This window comes from Sulfurovum sp. AR (genome assembly GCF_000296775.1).
Lineage (GTDB): Bacteria > Campylobacterota > Campylobacteria > Campylobacterales > Sulfurovaceae > Sulfurovum > Sulfurovum xiamenensis.
Genome location: NZ_AJLE01000003.1, coordinates 261,661 through 278,225, shown reverse-complemented (window position 1 = coordinate 278,225; position 16,565 = coordinate 261,661). Strand labels below are relative to the sequence as shown.

The following is a 16,565-nucleotide window of genomic DNA, read 5'->3' as shown; positions in this document are numbered from 1 at the left end:
AGTAGAACTATATAAGAGATCCAAAATGTAATTATAAATAAAATATGCTATACTTCTTTAATTGACCGACGGTCAGTCATATAAAGGAATACTATGGCAATTATCGTAAATAAGGAAGAAAAGCGTAGGAATATAGCGCTTTCATGTAGAGAATTACTCTTGGAACAGGGGATAAATTCACTTACCATATCACAGATCGCAAAAACAGCAGGTGTGGGAAAAGGAACGATCTATGAGTATTTTGAAAACAAGGAAGATATTGTTTTTGAAATCATTACAACTTTTATTTCCGATCATGAAAAAGAGTTATTGGCATTAGTGGACACACCCATCACTACAAGAGAGAAACTGTTTCATTTCCTCTATTTCTTGTTTGAAAATGAGATAGCAGGGAAGCATCTTAATGTGTATCAGGAATTTCTTGCTATTTCACTCTCTAGTGAACCAGAAGCAATGCTGGCTTTCAGTGAAGAGTGCAGAAAGAAATTTACCATGATACTCGATCTGATTTTAGAAGCGGGCAAAGCTTCAGGAGAAATTGAGAAGACTATGCCTATTTCATCCAGTTCTTTAACTTTGTTTGCTACAGGTTTGGTCGTGGACTCCCGTTTAGAGTCATGTGATATCAAAAAAGAGATAGATCTGTTTTTGGACATGATCTTGCCATCTAAATAAGAAGGATAGTAGATGAGAATTTTTTTAGGTTTGTTATTACCTTTATGTATATTTGCTCAAAGTTATGGTTTGAGAACGTTGGTAGAAAATGCCAATAAAGAGAACGGATTGATCACAGCAAAAGAGATACGTATCAAAGCAAAACAAGAAGAGATGGAGGCAGCCAAAAGTGCTTACTGGCCAACTGTGGATATCGGAGCAAGCCATAGCTATGTCTCTCCAACAAATATAGTGAACCCGGGACAAACTTCAAGTGCATTTGCTACGGTGAACTTTGAGATTTATGACGGTGGCAGAAAAAGTGCCTTACTTGATGCTAAGCGATTTGAACATGAAGCAGCTCTTTTTGAAAAAAGTGCGTTTGAAAAAAGTATCACGCTTGAGATCGTACATCATTATTACGGATTGCAGAAGCTCAAGGCAACACTGCAAGCCCTGGAAGAACGTTCTGTTGAGTTGAGTGCACAGATCAAGCGTATCAAAAAGTTTAAGAGTGCAGGCCTCTCTACACAAGAAGAAGTAGATAAACTTCAGGCGGAATTTGACAGTAATAACTATACGATGGCGAATACGCGTTTGGAACTGATACGAAGTGAAAAAAATCTACAGCTTCTAAGCGGTTTGCCTGTTTCACAGTTACAAAGTGACTCTTTTAAAGAACCTGAAAATGTAAGGTTTGAAACTTTTGAAAATATTAAAATACTTGAAGCCAATGCCAATGCCATCGGTGAACAGTCCAATGCCATCGATGCAGGATACAAACCCCAGATAAGCATATCTGATACCTATAATAAATCACGTTTTGATGATACCGTTTCTATGGGTGATCTTAGTGGAGATGGCTTACTATTGGATCATCAAAACAAATTAATGATCTCGGTGAACATGAGACTTTTTGACAACGGAAAAATGGCAAAAGAGAGTGAAGCAGTAAAGTATCAGAAGTTGGCATTGCTCTCAGAGATCGATCATGCAAAAAAAGAACAGCAAATAAATTATGATCTGTCACAAAAAAGTTTAGAAACAATACGTACAAGACTTAAAAGTGCCAAAAGTGCTTTGCGTGCTGCAAAAAGTACGTATGATGTGCTTAAAAAGAAATTTGAGGTTGGTTTGATCGACAATATTGCTTTTCTTGATGCATTGACCCAAAAGACAGTTGCGCAGTCACGATACAAAGAGACACTTTATGATTATGAGATCGGAAAATCGATCTATTACTATTATGCAGGGAAAGACCCAAAGGAGTTTATTAAATGAAAAAAATGATCGTTTTACTATTGGCAGTATTGCATTTGAATGCAGAGGAGATCTATGCGACATTTGATGTCAAAGCGGAAAAGAGTGCCTCTTTGGCATTCAGCAGCAGCGGAATTGTTGGAGAGATGAAGGTGGACATCGGTTCAGTTGTGAAAAAAGATGAACTGCTCGCTGAGCTACTCAATGATGATATTGAAGCGATGGTTGAAGTTTCAAAAGTGGCTTTGAAATATGCGCAAAGTGATTATGAACGACAAAAAAAGGTGCAGCAGCATATTAATGTCTCTTTGTTTGAGAGTTATGCCTATAAATATGATAATGCAAAAGTCCAACTTAAGTATCAGGATGCACTTTTAGAGAAAACCTATCTGCGTGCCCCTTTTGACGGAATTATCACTGCAAAGCATATTGAAGTCGGAGATGTGGTCAGCGGTCAAATGATCACAGAAGTATACGATATACAAAGTCTCAAGGCACGCAAGCTTATTTTAAAATTCGATCAGAAATATCATAAGAAAGTAAAGGTCGGTGACAGTTTTAAATACAAGGTAGACGGGGATGATACTCTCTATACCGGAACGATTTACAAAATCTATCCAACCATCGATTCCAGATCAAGAAAGATGTTGGCAGAGGTCAAAGCTGAGCGTTTCCCTGTGGGACTCTTTGGTGATGGATACATTACAGTAAAGTAGGAATGCATGTATAAATTTGCCATAAACAGACCTATCACAACATTGATGGGGGTATTGTCCTTTATAGTATTTGGATTAATGTCCTATAACACGATGCCTGTCAATCTTTTTCCCAATGTCGATTTCCCCGTTGTAACCATTCAAACGACTTACGATGGTGCTGATGCCAGTACCGTGGAAACCAAAGTGACAGATAAACTGGAAGAGGCGGTCAGCGGGATCGATGGGATCGATAAACTGATGTCAACCTCTTATGAAGGATTCAGTACGGTCACCATACAGTTTGAGCTTTTTAAAGATATCGATGAAGCGACCAATGATGTACGTGACAAGATCGGTTCTGTACTGCTTCCTAATGAAGTGGAGAAACCGATCGTAAAAAAACTGGGTGCAAGTGGCGTGGTGATCAACCTCTTCATTGCTACTAAAACAGGTGATGTGACTGCACTTATGCGAATGGCAGATGAGAAGATCAAACCTAAACTACAACGGATCAAAGGTGTAGGTGAAGTCAATATCATTGGGTATCAGGATAGAGAAGTACGGATTTTTGTTGACCCTTTTAAACTCAATAAATATGATCTTACACCTCTTGATGTTCAAAATATTGTTGCGGCTCAGAACATTAACCAAGGGGCAGGTAAGCTTATAAGTGATCAAAAAGAGACCGTGATCAAGGTGAAAGCGGATGCCATCAGTGTGGAGGATCTTCGAGAGTTGATCATTAAACCGGGAATCAAACTGAAAGATGTTGCACGTGTTATAGATGGATTGAGTGACAGCAGCAGTTATTCCTCATACAATGGGAATCAAGGTGTGATGCTTGAGGTGAAAAAGATCTCCGGTGAAAATGTATTGGATATCATCAACGGTGTAAAAGCCGTGATGCCACGTCTTGAAACTATTGCTGGTGAAGATTACACGTTGCAATTGCTTCAGGACCAGAGCGACAAGATCATGGTCAATATAGACAATGTGACCTTTGACCTTATCTATGGATCCATACTGGCGATCATCATTGTATTCTTCTTTCTTAGAAATGTGACTGCAACGATCGTTTCTGCATTGGCCATTCCTACATCGATCATTGGGACATTTGCCATTATTGACTGGTTGGGGTATGATCTGAATAAATTGACACTGATAGGACTTACACTGGCTATTGGTATCTTTATTGATGATGCGATCGTTGTGATTGAAAACATTACTAAAAAGATGGAAGCAGGAATGGAGCCATTTAAAGCATCTCTTGAAGGGATCAAAGAGGTGTCATTTTCCATCTTGGCGATCTCTTCAGTGTTGTTAGCAGTATTTGTACCTGTGGCTTTTATGGATGGTATCGTGGGTATGTTCTTTAATTCTTTTGCGATGACCGTAGCTGCAGGGGTTGTGATCTCTTATCTAGTTGCAGTAATGTTCATCCCGACGGTCGGAGCAAGGGTATTAAGTGCCAAGGAGAGTAAATTTTTTCATTTGACAGAGCCACTTTTTGTCAAACTAGACAGAGCGTATGTAGCGCTACTCAAACCATTGATCCGTTTTAAATGGATCACTATTCTGGTCACGATAGGCCTGCTGGTTTCCTCAACCAAACTCTCTACAGGAATGGATTTCGTGCCGATGCAGGACAACAGTGAGTTTCAGGTATTTACCAAGGCACCGGTAGGAACAAGCTTGGAAGAGATGAAGAAAAAAATGAAGCCTCTACTTGAGAAAATGGAGAGTGATGAGAATATAGAGTATTCTGTATTGTCCATTGGGTATAACAGTGCCAAGGAGATCCATAAAGCAAAGATCTATGCAAAGCTGAAGCCTGTAGCGCAGAGGTCTGTTTCTCAAGAAGATGTTGTACAGCAGTATACCAACGAATTCAAGACGATCAAAGATATGGTTGTGACGGTTGAAGAGGTTGCACCGTTTGATACGGGCAGCAGTAATGCACCCGTACAGATCGTTGTAACCGGAGATGATCTTGAGGTACTGAATAAAACGACACAGAAATTGATGGATCTACTCAAAGAGACTAAAGGTGCAGTAGGTATTGATAGAGACTATGAGAGTGGAAAACCAGAAATAAAAATCGATATTTTAAGAGAAAATGCACAGCGCTCTGGCGTAAGTGCCGATGAGATCGCAGGTATCTTGTCAAGTGCCTATTCAAGTGACAGAGCAATATCCTACTACGAAGAGAATGGCCGTGAGTTTGATATTACTTTGCGTTTTGAAGATCAATATCGAAGCACGATCGATGATATTAAAAAACTCCAGGTCAAAAACAGTGACGGTGAATTTGTTTCTCTTGAAGGATTGATCACTTTTGAAGAGCATACCGGTACAGCATCCATCAACCGTTACGACCGTGAGCGTAAAGTGATGGTGACATCAGGTATGTATGAGACCAGTTTAGATGTTATTATGAAAGTAGTGGATGATAAAATCGGTGAAATACTGCCTGTAGGATATAATTACCGTTATACGGGAGATATTGAAAATATGGCGGATACGAATGCTGCGTTTGGTGCTGCAGTACTCTTGGCAGTCATTTTGATCTATCTGATCCTTGCTGCACTGTATGAGTCTATCATTCAGCCATTCATTATTATGGTAGCCATGCCACTTTCCTTTACAGGGGTTATCGTGGCACTCTATTTGACAGGAAACAATTTCTCTCTCTTTGTCATGATCGGGATCATTCTCCTGCTTGGAATGGTAGGAAAGAATGCAATTTTGGTGGTCGACTTTGCGAATCAGGCGATCAAAGAAGGTAAAGAGGTGAATGAAGCCATATTGGAAGCGGGGGAAAAAAGACTTCGTCCTATCTTAATGACCACTTTTGCTATGATAGGTGCGATGCTTCCTCTGGCATTTGGAGGCGGAGCAGGGCATGAGAGTAATGCACCAATGGCATTGGCGATCATCGGAGGACTGATGAGTTCCACTATTTTGACCCTTTTGGTGGTTCCGGCTATTTACCGTATGATGTACCCGATGGATGCATGGCTCAGGAAATGGTATGAAAAAGGAAAAGTATGATCCTTGTGCTATTTTTAGGATGGCATGACTTTAGCAATATGGTGTATAGATATCTTTTATAGTTTATAATTATGTTACAATACATTCATTAAATCATATTGACCGGCAAGGATGTTTATGTCTATAGGACATTATATGAAAACAATTTTATTCATTGGTATGGCAACACTTTTGCATGCAGAAGCGTTCAAGCATCCCTTTGAAGTAGAGTCAGGTATGGTTCTGTATAAGATCAGTGGGGGTACACAACTGACACCTGAAACAAATCTCAGTATAAATGGTAAGACAAAATTACATTTTAAGGACTGGGGTGAAGTGAAGTTGGAGGAAGAGAACGGAGTCATAGTGACTACGGGTGCCATAAAACATAAACAGTATATAAAGAAGTCTGAAAAACATACAAAAGATACAGTCATTACGGTTGATTATGCAAATGAACAACTCCTGGAACGTAAAAAAAGCTCACATGATATCAGTGGTATTGATGAAACAGCATCTTTAACTAAAATAGGTGAAGAAACGGTTGCCGGTGTGCCTTGTGAGATGTGGGAAGGTGCAGGTGTGAAAAAATGCATTTATAAAAATATTGTTCTCAGGTTAGAGTCCAATTTATTGGATGTTGTGTATGTAAAAGAAGCAACGAAAGTTATTTTTGATAGTAATGCTTCTACTGAGGTGTATACTCTGCCGGATTTCCCTGTACAAGAGTTTGCACTTTTTAAAGATAAAATTAAAACGAAGAACAGATATAAAGCAGAAAATTTTTATAACATATTAAAAGAGGCTGCTTTGGATGTCAGTGATATAAATACAACTGAGAGTATCATGGATCTAAGAGATGAAGAGAGGATACAGTTTATTAATCATATTTCTAAAGATATTTATAAAAGACAAAAGAAATTTTTACCCAAGCTTTTAAGATCTATGAAGAAAACACGTGAATGTTTACAGACAGTAGAAGACCCTGCTGCAGCCAACCAGTGTATGGAGTATTGTAATCAAATGAAGGCACAAATGGGAAGTAAGAAGGATAAAGAGATCATACTCTGGGATGAGAAACAAAAAAATAGTTTACTCGATAAAATAGAAGATGAACTCATAGATCTGCAATCTCGTATACCCTGTGTGAACCGTGCCAAAAATATTACTGATCTTTCTAGCTGTATGAAATAAGTATCCATGAATTTTTACCGTATTTACATAGAACTGACAAATGTATGTGGACTCTCTTGCAGCTTTTGTCCGACAAAGGCTTTACCTACGAAAGAGATGGACCTCGATTTTTTTGAATCCATTTTGAAACAAGCCAAAGTCTATACCAAGGAGATTGCTTGTCATGTTGTCGGGGACCCTCTGACCCTGTCCAACCTGGATGCGTATTTAGATATTATCCACAAGCATGGGCTTAAAGCAATGCTCACGACCAGCGGATACTTTTTAAAGAAACACTCTTATGATACACTTTTTCATCCTTGTGTAAAACAGATCAACATATCACTCAACAGTTTCAATAAAAATGATACTTCTATCACCTTTGAACAATATATGAACCCCGTACTTGCGTTATGTGAAGCCAAGCTAGAGAGAGGAGAAGATATCTTTATTAATTTACGTGTATGGAATTTAGATGAAATGATGAGTGAACGAAGGTTCAATGAAACACTCTTTGAAAAACTCTCGTCTGCATTTGGTACCAAACTTGATCTTAAAACTATTTATGAAGAGAAACCAAAGTCACTGCGTTTAGCTTCTAAAATACTTGTACATTTTGATAACTATTTTGAATGGCCTTCTTTAAACAATAGAAACTATGGGCATGGTACATGCCAAGGCCTACAGTCGCATGTGGCTATCTTGGCCAGCGGGAAAGTGGTCCCTTGCTGTTTGGATTGTGATGGGATCATAGAACTTGGAGATTTGCATGAAAATACGCTGGATGAGATCCTAACTGCAAAGCGTGCTGTAGATATGGTAGAGGGATTTAAAGAGGGCAAAGCGGTGGAAGAACTTTGCCAGAAGTGTTCTTATAAGGATCGTTTTAACGATTAATTAGGTATGATCCTTTGGAATTTTGTACCTTCTATACTGACACCTAACATTAATCCTTCTGCACCATAGATAAAGGCCACAATAGGTTTTTCATAACTGATAGAGGTGATATCTTTATTTTTCCCCCAGTCCGCTACCGTAATAGAACCATCTACACCGGCTTCCCATCCATTACTTCGAATAAAATTGTTTAATGAGGCTTCTGAAAGAAAGGCGATCAGCACAGAATGCTCTTGAACACCGGCTTGGTACCCTATAGAAGCGGATGTCATACTGTAATAGTGTTTTGTCGTACCGTTGATACGTAGTGCACCTTCACCATATTCACCTCCAACGATAAATCCACCCTTGATGACCGAAGGAAAGACAAGATATCCTTTTACTTTTGAAAGAAATTCCGGTCCTCCTACCACTTCTTTTTCAAATTTTTTGATAGCAATATCAACATCTTTATTAAGTTGATCAGCTGGTTTTGCAAATGAAAATTGAGTAAAGGTAAGAGAGATGAGTATCAATAGCATCATTGGGTTAAATTTTTTACTATACATGTTGTAATCCTTATGAAATTTGTCATATTATATCTTAGAAAAATAAATAAATTGTGTAGGATCACCATGGAAAAATTAACTATTAAAGCATACGCCGTAAAACATAAATTGAGTATGTTCGATGTAGTGAAAATGACCAAATCAGGTCAAGTAGCAACAGAGACAGTCGTAGAAAATGGTAAAGATGTAGTCTATATCTTACTGGATGACACGGTTGAGAAAACAGTCCAAAAGTCTACTGTAAAAGAAGAAAACAAAGAACCTTATAGCTTACGAAAAGAGAATGCAAGACTGAAAAAAGAGATAGAAAAATTAAAAAAGGAGATAGCTCAACTGAAAAATAGAGTATAATGGTGGGATGAAAGTAGCGTATATAACGGATGATATCTATCTACAGCATGATACCGGTGCAATGCATCCGGAGTCTCCAGAGCGCCTGAGAGCGATCAATAAAGCTATTGAAGTACTGCATCCATCTTTGATATTTACATCTCCTATAAGTGCTTCAGAGCGTATCATTGAACTTGTACATTCTCCTGAACATATAGAGACCATTAAAAACGTTTGTGCCTATGATGGAAGTATTGATTCTGATACGGTTTGCAGTGTAGATTCTTTTGATGCAGCAAGAATGGCTGTGGGGGCGGGAGTAGTGGCATTGGATGGTATAAAGTCTGAAGAATTTGAACGGGTTTTTTGTGCTGTAAGACCACCTGGACATCATGCCAGACCTGCACAAGCTATGGGGTTCTGTCTTTTCAATAATATCGCTATAGCTGCACGGTATGCACAGAGTATAGGGTACAAAAAAGTGATGATTGTCGATTTTGATGTGCATCACGGTAATGGTACACAAGATACTTTTTATGCTGATGACTCTGTATTTTATTTTTCATCACATCAGGCGTATATATTTCCCGGTACAGGTGCCGTATCAGAGAAAGGTGAGGGTAAAGGCATTGGCTACACTGCAAACTTTCCAGTGATGGCTGGAACTACAGATAGTGAATTACTTGACATCTATGAAAATGATCTGCCTTCACTCGTCAAGGACTTTAACCCTGATATCATCTTGGTCTCTGCAGGGTATGATCTGCATGAAAGTGACCCTTTGGCACAACTCAACATCACTACGGAAGGTATAAGAGATATAGTGAGGTGTATACTGGATAGTGCAGATGTGCCTTTTGTGTTTTTTTTAGAAGGGGGTTATAATGTCAATGCTCTGGGAGAGAATGCGAAAGTGACACTGGAAGAGATGCTGAAAAGCACCTCTTCCTAAAAGTTTTAACAGGGATTAAAACGTATAGGCTAATTGGAAAGAAACACTGTCTTCCGCGTGATCAGTAGTAATAGTACTACCTAGAGGAGCTATACTAAATGTTTCAGTATTTGTAGGAGCATAAACATAAGCTAAGTCAAGAGAGAAAGCTCTTGTAAATTCATAACTTGCACCTACTGTATAGTGATCTTCTTGGGTTGCAGGGAAACCTAATAGATTTAACATATTAAATAGTGGATCTGCTGTTTCTACTACTGCAGACTCTGCATGATTGTATCCTAGTCTTACGGTCCATTCGTTTTCTGTATATTGGTAACCAATGGCGTAGACATCAGAGTCATCCCAACCATAATCACCATAGCCTTGGGCATCAGACCATTTTATTTTTTTGTAGTCAAAAGCAAAAGTATGTTGACCCATAGTATAAGCAAGACCTAGACCATACTCTTCCGGTTGTTCAAGTTTGTCACTAAAATTAGATCGACCAAATCCTGCCATAGCCGTGCTTATTTGAGGATTATAGTCCATCTCTATAGCGGATCTATACATAGCACCAAATGTAAGACCATCGATACCATTTGCGGTGAAGTCATAGGCAAGACCTAAATTATAACCAAACCCAAAGTCTTGTGCTAATCCAGCACCATTTGGACCTCCATTTTGCATTCCTGTAGAATCATAGTTAATATCCAAATTACCATACTGGAGAATAGGGGTGACGGCAAGACTCAAGCCACCTGTTTTATAGGCAATAGGTACTCCAAATTGCATAAGTTGCAAGTTTGTAACCATTTGAAAGTTTCCTGGTACCTCACTGTAATCTGTACCCATACCAGCAGTTCCCCACATACCTACACCAATATACCAATTTTCATCTATCTTATGTGCAATAGATACTTCTGGAATTACATTTGTATCTGCATCACTAGTATACTTAGGTCCCATACCGGCTATTTCTGTTTTAATATCTGGCATAAATAGCGTACCACCAAACCCGATTTCAGTACCTTCCACACTGGTGATGAGTGCACCATTGCTTAAAGCAGATTCTGCACCATGACTCATAGCGATTCCAGCACCACCCATACCTCTCGCTTTTGCACCCATTGCGATAAGGTTATCTCCGTTTGTTGCATGGATCATCGTTGAAGTGATAAATGAAAGTGCGATTAATTTCCCTAAGGTTCTTGTTGTCTTTACGTTCATTCCCTTGTCCTTATAGTAAATGTAAACCTATAGTAGCTAAAATATATTAAATATTAAAGGAAATTTAGGAATATATTCTATGTTTTATATTAATTGAGTAGGATTTGTTTTTGTAATAAAATATAGATTAAATGAGATTATGAGTTGAATAAGAGAATAAAAATTATGAAGTAAAAAAAGTGTAGTATTACCCACTATAAAAGTGGGTAGAGGGTTTTAGATCTTGCTTTTAACGAATGCTTCCATATCAGCAACAACTTCTTCAAGTGTTCTCTCACCAGAAATCACTTCTAAAAGGTTTTTCTCTGTATAAAATGCTTGAATTTCAGCCAATGGATCTGTATAGATCTTCATTCTATCGTTGAATACCTCTTCACTGTCATCACTTCTCTCTTCACCTGGGGCTGCTTCTGCACGACGGCCTAAAATTCTCTCTCTAGCTACTTGCTCACTTACTCTTACTTCTATGACTGATGCAAGTTCAATATCATCTTCTTTAGATACCAGTTCATCAAAAGCAGTCATTTGCTCTGTACTTCTTGGATACCCATCGATAAGTACATTGTCTACAGGTGCATTTTTAATAGCAGATACGATCGTGTCTACGATGATGTTCAGTGGTACCAGTGCACCTTTAGAGATATAGCTTTCTATCGTTTGTCCCAATTCGCTTCCGCTTGCTACTTCTTCTCTTAGCATATCTCCAGTAGAGTAGTGTACGATAGTGTCACTGTTTTTCTCAGCGATGATACTTGCATCTGTTGTTTTTCCTGAACCTGGTGCGCCAATGATTAAAAATAGTTTTTTCATAGTTTTTTCTTTCCTTTGTTTTATGCTGTTGGTGTTTGTCTGATTCTAAGGCTTAGGTCTTTAAGCTGTTCTGCATCTACAACACTTGGTGCTTGTGTAAGAAGACACTGTGCTTTTTGTGTTTTAGGGAATGCAATAACTTCACGGATACTTGAAGCACCTGTCATAAGCATGATAAGTCTGTCAAGACCTAAGGCAAAACCACCATGTGGCGGTGCACCAAATTTGAGTGCATCAAGTAAGAATCCGAATTTGTCTTGCGCTTCCTCTTCATCGATACCCAGAAGTTTGAATATCTCTGATTGAACCTCTTCTTTATGGATACGGATAGATCCACCACCGAGCTCTGTACCATTAAGTACGATATCATAAGCGATAGACTCAATATCTTCGATATCTTCATAATCGAGTGATTTTGGTTGTGTAAATGGATGGTGAAGCGCTTTGACCTTACCGTCTTCTACTTCGAACATAGGGAAGTCCATGACCCATAAGAACTCAAAAGTATCTTTAGGGATGATATCCATCGTTTCTGCAAGATAGATACGGAAACGACCCATATAATCCCATACCAGTTTTTTCTCACCGGCACCAAAGAAGACAGCATCACCTACTTCAAGTTCACATCTTTCGATGATAGCCTGAATATCTTCTTCTGTGAAGAATTTGGTAAGTGGACCTTTAAGACCATCTTCTTTCATCTGGAAGTAACCCAGACCGGATGCACCGAATTTACGTACATAGTCTTCAAAACCTTTCATTTGACGTTTTGAGAAGATCTCATCACCTTTTGGTACTTTGAGTGCTTTGATACGGTTTTTCTTAGGGGCTTTGGCGATGTTTGAGAAGATCTCATTGTCACATCTTTCAAAAATGTCGATCACATCTACCATTGCCAGGTCATAACGCATATCCGGTTTGTCTGAACCGTATTTTTCCATCGCTTCAAAGTGAGGCATACGTTTGAACGTAGTCGGAATGTCAAAACCACATGCAGAGAATACATCGTGGATGAGTTTTTCTGCAACTGCTATGACGTCTTCCTGATCACAGAAAGACATCTCAACATCTATTTGTGTAAACTCAGGTTGTCTGTCTGCTCTCAAGTCTTCATCTCTGAAACATTTTGCGATCTGGAAGTAACGGTCGAAACCACCAACCATAAGCAATTGTTTGAAAAGCTGTGGAGACTGTGGCAGTGCATAAAATTCACCAGGATGTACACGAGAAGGTACTAGGTAATCTCTTGCACCTTCCGGAGTAGATTTGGTAATGATAGGTGTTTCAACTTCAAGGAAATTTAGTGCATCAAGTGAGTTACGTGCAGCGATCGTTGCTTTTGAACGAAGCTTGAAGATATCGTAAGATTTTTGTGTACGCAGTTCCAAGTAACGGTGCTTTAGTTTGATCTCTTCATTTACCTTATCATCATTGAGATCAAAAGGCATAGGTTTAGAACGGTTCTCTATGTTAAGATCATCCACTACGATCTCGATCTTTCCGGTTTTAAGTTTAGGATTTTCCAGTCCTTCACCTCTAGCACGTACTTTACCTTTAGCTATCAAAACAAATTGGTCTCTTACTTCTTCAGCCAGTTTATGTGCATCCGCATTGTCTGCCGGATCACACACAAGCTGTACTACTTCATCTTTGTCTCTAAGGTCGATGAATATAAGTCCACCATGATCTCTACGTGAAGAGACCCAACCCGCAACGGTAACTTCTTGTCCAATATGTTCTTCGTTTACTTCTGCACAATAATGTGTTCTCATGACTATCCTATCTGTTTATAATGGCGCGATTATATCAAAAAGTAGTTTAGGGTTAAATTCACTCTTGAAAATATGGCAATATGAAATATTTTCAAATACTAACAGTACATTTATGCTACTCTAACAATTATATTTCTTAAATCAGGAAAAAGATGAGTAGTGAAAAATTAGCACAGATAAAAACTGCAGGGTTTATCTTAAAACCCAACGACCCAGAGATAAAGTCACTTTATGAAAGGATAAAGGCACAGTTCGAGTCTAAAGGTATTTCTGTGATCTTGGCAGAACGTTCAGCACAGAGGGTAGGTCTAAAAGGTATGGCCTTTGAAACAATGTGTGAAAAATCGGACTTTTTAGTCTCTTTGGGTGGAGATGGTACGTTGCTTTCATTGGTGCGTCGTTCTCATGGACACGATAAACCTGTTGTGGGTATCAATGCCGGGAATTTAGGATTTTTGGCCGATGTGACCATAGATGATGTAGAGTCATTTTTAGATCAACTGATCAGAGATGAATATCGTATTGATGAACGTATGATGATAGAAGGGTATCTACAAAGAAAAAATGGTCAAAAAGAGCCATTTTTTGCGTTTAACGATGTAGTGATCACACGTCCTGTAGTCTCCAAGATCGCAACTATATATGCATCTATTGATGGAGAAAGATTTAATACCTATAAAGGGGACGGATTGATCATTGCGACACCTACAGGATCGACTGCATATAATCTTGCCGCCGGCGGTCCTGTCATGTATCCACTGACGCAGGCACTTATTATGACACCGATACTGGCACACTCTCTGACTCAGCGTCCTCTCGTAGTACCTGCTGATTTTACGATCGAACTCTCTTCTCCTGAAGAGCGTGTGATCGCAGTGATAGACGGCCAAGATGATTATGAGATGGTTCCGGAAGATGTACTGGTGATCAGGGGTGCAAAACGTGGGGCAAAACTTCTGCATAGAAAAGAGCGTAATTACTTCTCTGTATTGAGAGAAAAACTTTCATGGGGTGCTGGGAATTGATAGAACGTTTATATTTACGCGATCTTGTTACTTTTGATGAAGTAGAATTAGAGTTTGAAAATGGATTGGTGGTTTTAACCGGACCCAGCGGGGCAGGAAAATCCGTTCTTATGTCTGCGATACTTTCCAGTTTCGGATATAGTACACAAGGTGCTGCAGCACTCTGCGAAGTGAACTTGCAAAAGCCTGAGCAGTTAAAAAGTGATGCCTATGAACTGGAGAATGATCTGACGGTAAAGACACTTAAAAAAGAGAAGCTTCGTTATTTTATCGATGGCCAAAATATCTCCAAAAAGGCTTTAAGTGACATGTTTTTACCGTATGTCAAGTACCTCTCTGTACGTGACAAAGGCGGCTTTGAGTCTGAAACACTTTTAGAGATGATCGATGGTCAGCTTCTCAGCGAAGACAAGACCTTTAAGCAGTTACTCAAAGAGTACAGAAAACGTTATAGAAATTATAAAGAAAAAGCTTCACAGCTCTCAAAGATCAAAGAAGATGAAGCAAAGCTTGCTGAACTCATAGAATATGCTACGTATGAAGTAGAAAAAATAGCTTCTATCAACCCGCAGATAGGGGAAGAAGAGGAGCTACTCAAGGTCAAACAGCAACTTTCCCGTATCGATAAGATAAAAGATGCCCTTTCCACAGCAGCAGACATTTTTACATTAGAAGCGAGTGTGGAAGAGGTCTATCGACTTTTAGATAAGGATGGATCAGTATTTAATGATGCAATGAACCAGCTTCGTGCTGATTTTGAAGAGACGGAAAACCTTGCAGATGAACTTGAAGAGGTCAATGTGGAAGAGGTACTGGATCGTCTAGCTGATCTTACGACACTGAAGAACCGTTATGGAAGTATAGAAGAGGCATTAGCTTATAAAGAGTCCAAAGAGAAAGAGCTTTCCGGATATCAAAATATAGAAAAAGACAAGAGTATGTTGGAGTCATTTTTGGCTTTAGAATTTTCAGAGTTACAGATCATTGCTTCAAAACTCTCTCAGGCACGTAAAAAAGAGGCAAAGATACTAGAAAAATCTTTAGCTGAGTATCTGACCACACTTAAACTTCCTCCACTTACTTTTGTATTCTCTTCTGATAGTTTAGGAGAAGGGGGAATGGATTGTGTTGAGGTGATGCTTGGGTCTTCAAAAACCGCGACACTCAGTGGAGGCGAATTTAACCGTGTACGTTTGGCTCTGATGGCAACGACCATACCTGCAGATAAGAGTAAACAAGGTGTGCTTATACTCGATGAGATAGATGCCAATGTGAGTGGCGATGAATCAATCGCTATAGCAGAGATGATACATAAGCTCTCCTCTGTGTACCAGGTTTTTGCGATCTCACATCAGCCACATCTTACCGCAAAAGCGGGACAACATATTGTTGTAACAAAAGCAGGAGAGAAGAGTAAGGCTGTAGTATTAAATGATGTGAGCCGTGTTTCTGAGATTGCAAGGATCATTGCAGGAGAAAATCCTACAGATGAAGCATTGGAGTTTGCTAAAAAGTTAAGGGCTTAAGTATATTGTGCTTTGAGTTCACTGGTATAGTGTATAAGTTGTTCAAGATAGGCTTTGGCTATGTCAACATCTGTCCCCGTTTTTACATAGGTGTTGTAATCAGTTAAAAGATCTGAGACGCCACCTGTACCCAGATTTGTCGCTGAACCTTTGATCCCATGTGTCAATTTTTCTACTTTATGAAAATCTCTTTCTTCTATGGCTGCTTCGATGAGAGGGATCTCTGTTTCTATTTGTGGGATCAGTTCAGCTACGAATTCTTTTGCTTCTTCGTCTGAAAGCCCCATTTCCACTAGACGGACATGCGTGAACTGAGGATAATTCGCCTGAGGTAGTTCTTTTGTCTCCTGTATGGTTTCCGTTTTAGGTTCGGGTTCAAGTTCTATTGTAGGCTCAGGTTTTGGTTCTTGCTTTGCTTCCACTACAGGTTCAATTTCTGTTTTAGGTTGAGGTTTTGGTTCGGGTTTCGGTTCAGGCTTTGGAACAGTTCTCTTTTGTTCTTTTGAAGGTGCAGTTTTTGTATCAGGAGCGGTTTTTGTTTGTTTTTTGCGTCTTCCTTCCTGATACTTTTTCTCATTTCTGTATTCAAGAAAGATAAGCAAAAGTACAAGAAAAACAAAGATAGATATGATGGTTGATGCAGACATAGCAGCCCTTCGAAATTATAATTGATACTTAACTATA

The 16,565-nt window shown here is 39.1% G+C and carries 15 protein-coding genes; 10 read left to right on the top strand and 5 right to left on the bottom strand.

Annotation, left to right across the window (positions count from 1 at the left end):
- Window positions 1-93 precede the first annotated feature (93 nt).
- From SULAR_RS04550 to SULAR_RS04525, 6 genes are all read left to right on the top strand, one after another.
- Entirely contained in the window at window positions 94-675 is a 582-nt protein-coding gene (locus tag SULAR_RS04550; RefSeq protein WP_008243470.1) for a TetR/AcrR family transcriptional regulator, read from the top strand.
- 12 nt (window positions 676-687) lie between these two features.
- Entirely contained in the window at window positions 688-1,935 is a 1,248-nt protein-coding gene (locus SULAR_RS04545; RefSeq protein ID WP_008243469.1) for a TolC family protein, read from the top strand.
- Window positions 1,932-2,630 carry an efflux RND transporter periplasmic adaptor subunit gene (locus tag SULAR_RS04540; protein ID WP_008243468.1) on the top strand — a complete coding sequence of 233 codons (699 nt, stop codon included), beginning with the start codon at window positions 1,932-1,934 and terminating at the stop codon, window positions 2,628-2,630. Before SULAR_RS04545 ends, SULAR_RS04540 begins: the two co-directional genes overlap by 4 nt.
- A gap of 6 nt (window positions 2,631-2,636) precedes the next feature.
- The gene (locus SULAR_RS04535; RefSeq protein ID WP_008243454.1) at window positions 2,637-5,663 is read left to right on the top strand and encodes an efflux RND transporter permease subunit; all 3,027 of its coding nucleotides are present in this window, start codon (window positions 2,637-2,639) and stop codon (window positions 5,661-5,663) included.
- Window positions 5,664-5,798: 135 nt separating this feature from the next.
- Window positions 5,799-6,836: a hypothetical protein gene (locus tag SULAR_RS04530; RefSeq protein ID WP_155993769.1), complete on the top strand. Its 1,038-nt coding sequence runs from the start codon at window positions 5,799-5,801 to the stop codon at window positions 6,834-6,836.
- A 6-nt stretch (window positions 6,837-6,842) separates the two neighbouring features.
- A complete protein-coding gene (locus tag SULAR_RS04525) occupies window positions 6,843-7,712 on the top strand; it encodes a radical SAM/SPASM domain-containing protein (RefSeq protein ID WP_008243452.1) in 870 nt (289 codons plus the stop codon).
- Here SULAR_RS04525 and SULAR_RS04520 read toward each other — a convergent pair.
- Entirely contained in the window at window positions 7,709-8,260 is a 552-nt protein-coding gene (locus SULAR_RS04520; protein WP_008243451.1) for a YSC84-related protein, read from the bottom strand. The genes SULAR_RS04525 and SULAR_RS04520 overlap by 4 nt on opposite strands.
- 66 nt (window positions 8,261-8,326) lie before the next feature.
- Here SULAR_RS04520 and SULAR_RS04515 point away from each other — a divergent pair, with 66 nt between their 5' ends.
- Complete coding sequence (locus SULAR_RS04515; protein WP_008243450.1) at window positions 8,327-8,611, top strand: hypothetical protein; 285 nt, start codon at window positions 8,327-8,329, stop codon at window positions 8,609-8,611.
- Between the two features lie 7 nt (window positions 8,612-8,618).
- On the top strand, window positions 8,619-9,542 hold the full coding sequence (locus SULAR_RS04510) for a histone deacetylase (protein WP_008243449.1): 924 nt from the start codon (window positions 8,619-8,621) through the stop codon (window positions 9,540-9,542).
- 15 nt (window positions 9,543-9,557) lie between these two features.
- Here the strand turns inward: SULAR_RS04510 and SULAR_RS04505 are convergent, their stop codons facing one another.
- From SULAR_RS04505 to aspS, 3 genes are all read right to left on the bottom strand, one after another.
- On the bottom strand, window positions 9,558-10,748 hold the full coding sequence (locus SULAR_RS04505) for an OmpP1/FadL family transporter (protein WP_008243448.1): 1,191 nt from the start codon (window positions 10,746-10,748) through the stop codon (window positions 9,558-9,560).
- Window positions 10,749-10,964: 216 nt separating this feature from the next.
- Entirely contained in the window at window positions 10,965-11,558 is a 594-nt protein-coding gene (locus tag SULAR_RS04500; protein ID WP_008243447.1) for an adenylate kinase, read from the bottom strand.
- A 20-nt stretch (window positions 11,559-11,578) separates the two neighbouring features.
- Window positions 11,579-13,330 (bottom strand): aspartate--tRNA ligase, encoded by a 1,752-nt coding sequence (aspS, locus tag SULAR_RS04495; RefSeq protein ID WP_008243446.1) that lies wholly within the window; start codon window positions 13,328-13,330, stop codon window positions 11,579-11,581.
- A 152-nt stretch (window positions 13,331-13,482) separates the two neighbouring features.
- On the opposite strand from aspS, the gene SULAR_RS04490 reads away from it, so the two are divergent.
- Together SULAR_RS04490 and SULAR_RS04485 are read left to right on the top strand one after the other, a co-directional pair.
- Window positions 13,483-14,355 (top strand): NAD(+)/NADH kinase, encoded by an 873-nt coding sequence (locus SULAR_RS04490; protein WP_008243445.1) that lies wholly within the window; start codon window positions 13,483-13,485, stop codon window positions 14,353-14,355.
- Complete coding sequence (locus SULAR_RS04485) at window positions 14,352-15,881, top strand: DNA repair protein RecN (protein WP_008243442.1); 1,530 nt, start codon at window positions 14,352-14,354, stop codon at window positions 15,879-15,881. The genes SULAR_RS04490 and SULAR_RS04485 overlap by 4 nt, the downstream gene beginning before the upstream one ends.
- Here SULAR_RS04485 and SULAR_RS11295 read toward each other — a convergent pair.
- Complete coding sequence (locus SULAR_RS11295; protein WP_008243440.1) at window positions 15,878-16,528, bottom strand: Hpt domain-containing protein; 651 nt, start codon at window positions 16,526-16,528, stop codon at window positions 15,878-15,880. The genes SULAR_RS04485 and SULAR_RS11295 overlap by 4 nt on opposite strands.
- Window positions 16,529-16,565: the final 37 nt, after the last annotated feature.

Excerpts from the sequence above, each read along its gene's own strand:
- SULAR_RS04500 (WP_008243447.1), bottom strand. The coding sequence starts at position 11,558 with ATGAAAAAACTATTTTTAATCATTGGCGCACCAGGTTCAGGAAAAACA.
- SULAR_RS04550 (WP_008243470.1), top strand. The coding sequence starts at position 94 with ATGGCAATTATCGTAAATAAGGAAGAAAAGCGTAGGAATATAGCGCTT.
- SULAR_RS04535 (WP_008243454.1), top strand. The coding sequence starts at position 2,637 with ATGTATAAATTTGCCATAAACAGACCTATCACAACATTGATGGGGGTA.
- aspS (WP_008243446.1), bottom strand. The coding sequence starts at position 13,330 with ATGAGAACACATTATTGTGCAGAAGTAAACGAAGAACATATTGGACAA.
- SULAR_RS04520 (WP_008243451.1), bottom strand. The coding sequence starts at position 8,260 with ATGTATAGTAAAAAATTTAACCCAATGATGCTATTGATACTCATCTCT.
- SULAR_RS04510 (WP_008243449.1), top strand. The coding sequence starts at position 8,619 with ATGAAAGTAGCGTATATAACGGATGATATCTATCTACAGCATGATACC.
- SULAR_RS04525 (WP_008243452.1), top strand. The coding sequence starts at position 6,843 with ATGAATTTTTACCGTATTTACATAGAACTGACAAATGTATGTGGACTC.
- SULAR_RS11295 (WP_008243440.1), bottom strand. The coding sequence starts at position 16,528 with ATGTCTGCATCAACCATCATATCTATCTTTGTTTTTCTTGTACTTTTG.
- SULAR_RS04545 (WP_008243469.1), top strand. The coding sequence starts at position 688 with ATGAGAATTTTTTTAGGTTTGTTATTACCTTTATGTATATTTGCTCAA.
- SULAR_RS04515 (WP_008243450.1), top strand. The coding sequence starts at position 8,327 with ATGGAAAAATTAACTATTAAAGCATACGCCGTAAAACATAAATTGAGT.
- SULAR_RS04490 (WP_008243445.1), top strand. The coding sequence starts at position 13,483 with ATGAGTAGTGAAAAATTAGCACAGATAAAAACTGCAGGGTTTATCTTA.
- SULAR_RS04540 (WP_008243468.1), top strand. The coding sequence starts at position 1,932 with ATGAAAAAAATGATCGTTTTACTATTGGCAGTATTGCATTTGAATGCA.
- SULAR_RS04530 (WP_155993769.1), top strand. The coding sequence starts at position 5,799 with ATGAAAACAATTTTATTCATTGGTATGGCAACACTTTTGCATGCAGAA.
- SULAR_RS04505 (WP_008243448.1), bottom strand. The coding sequence starts at position 10,748 with ATGAACGTAAAGACAACAAGAACCTTAGGGAAATTAATCGCACTTTCA.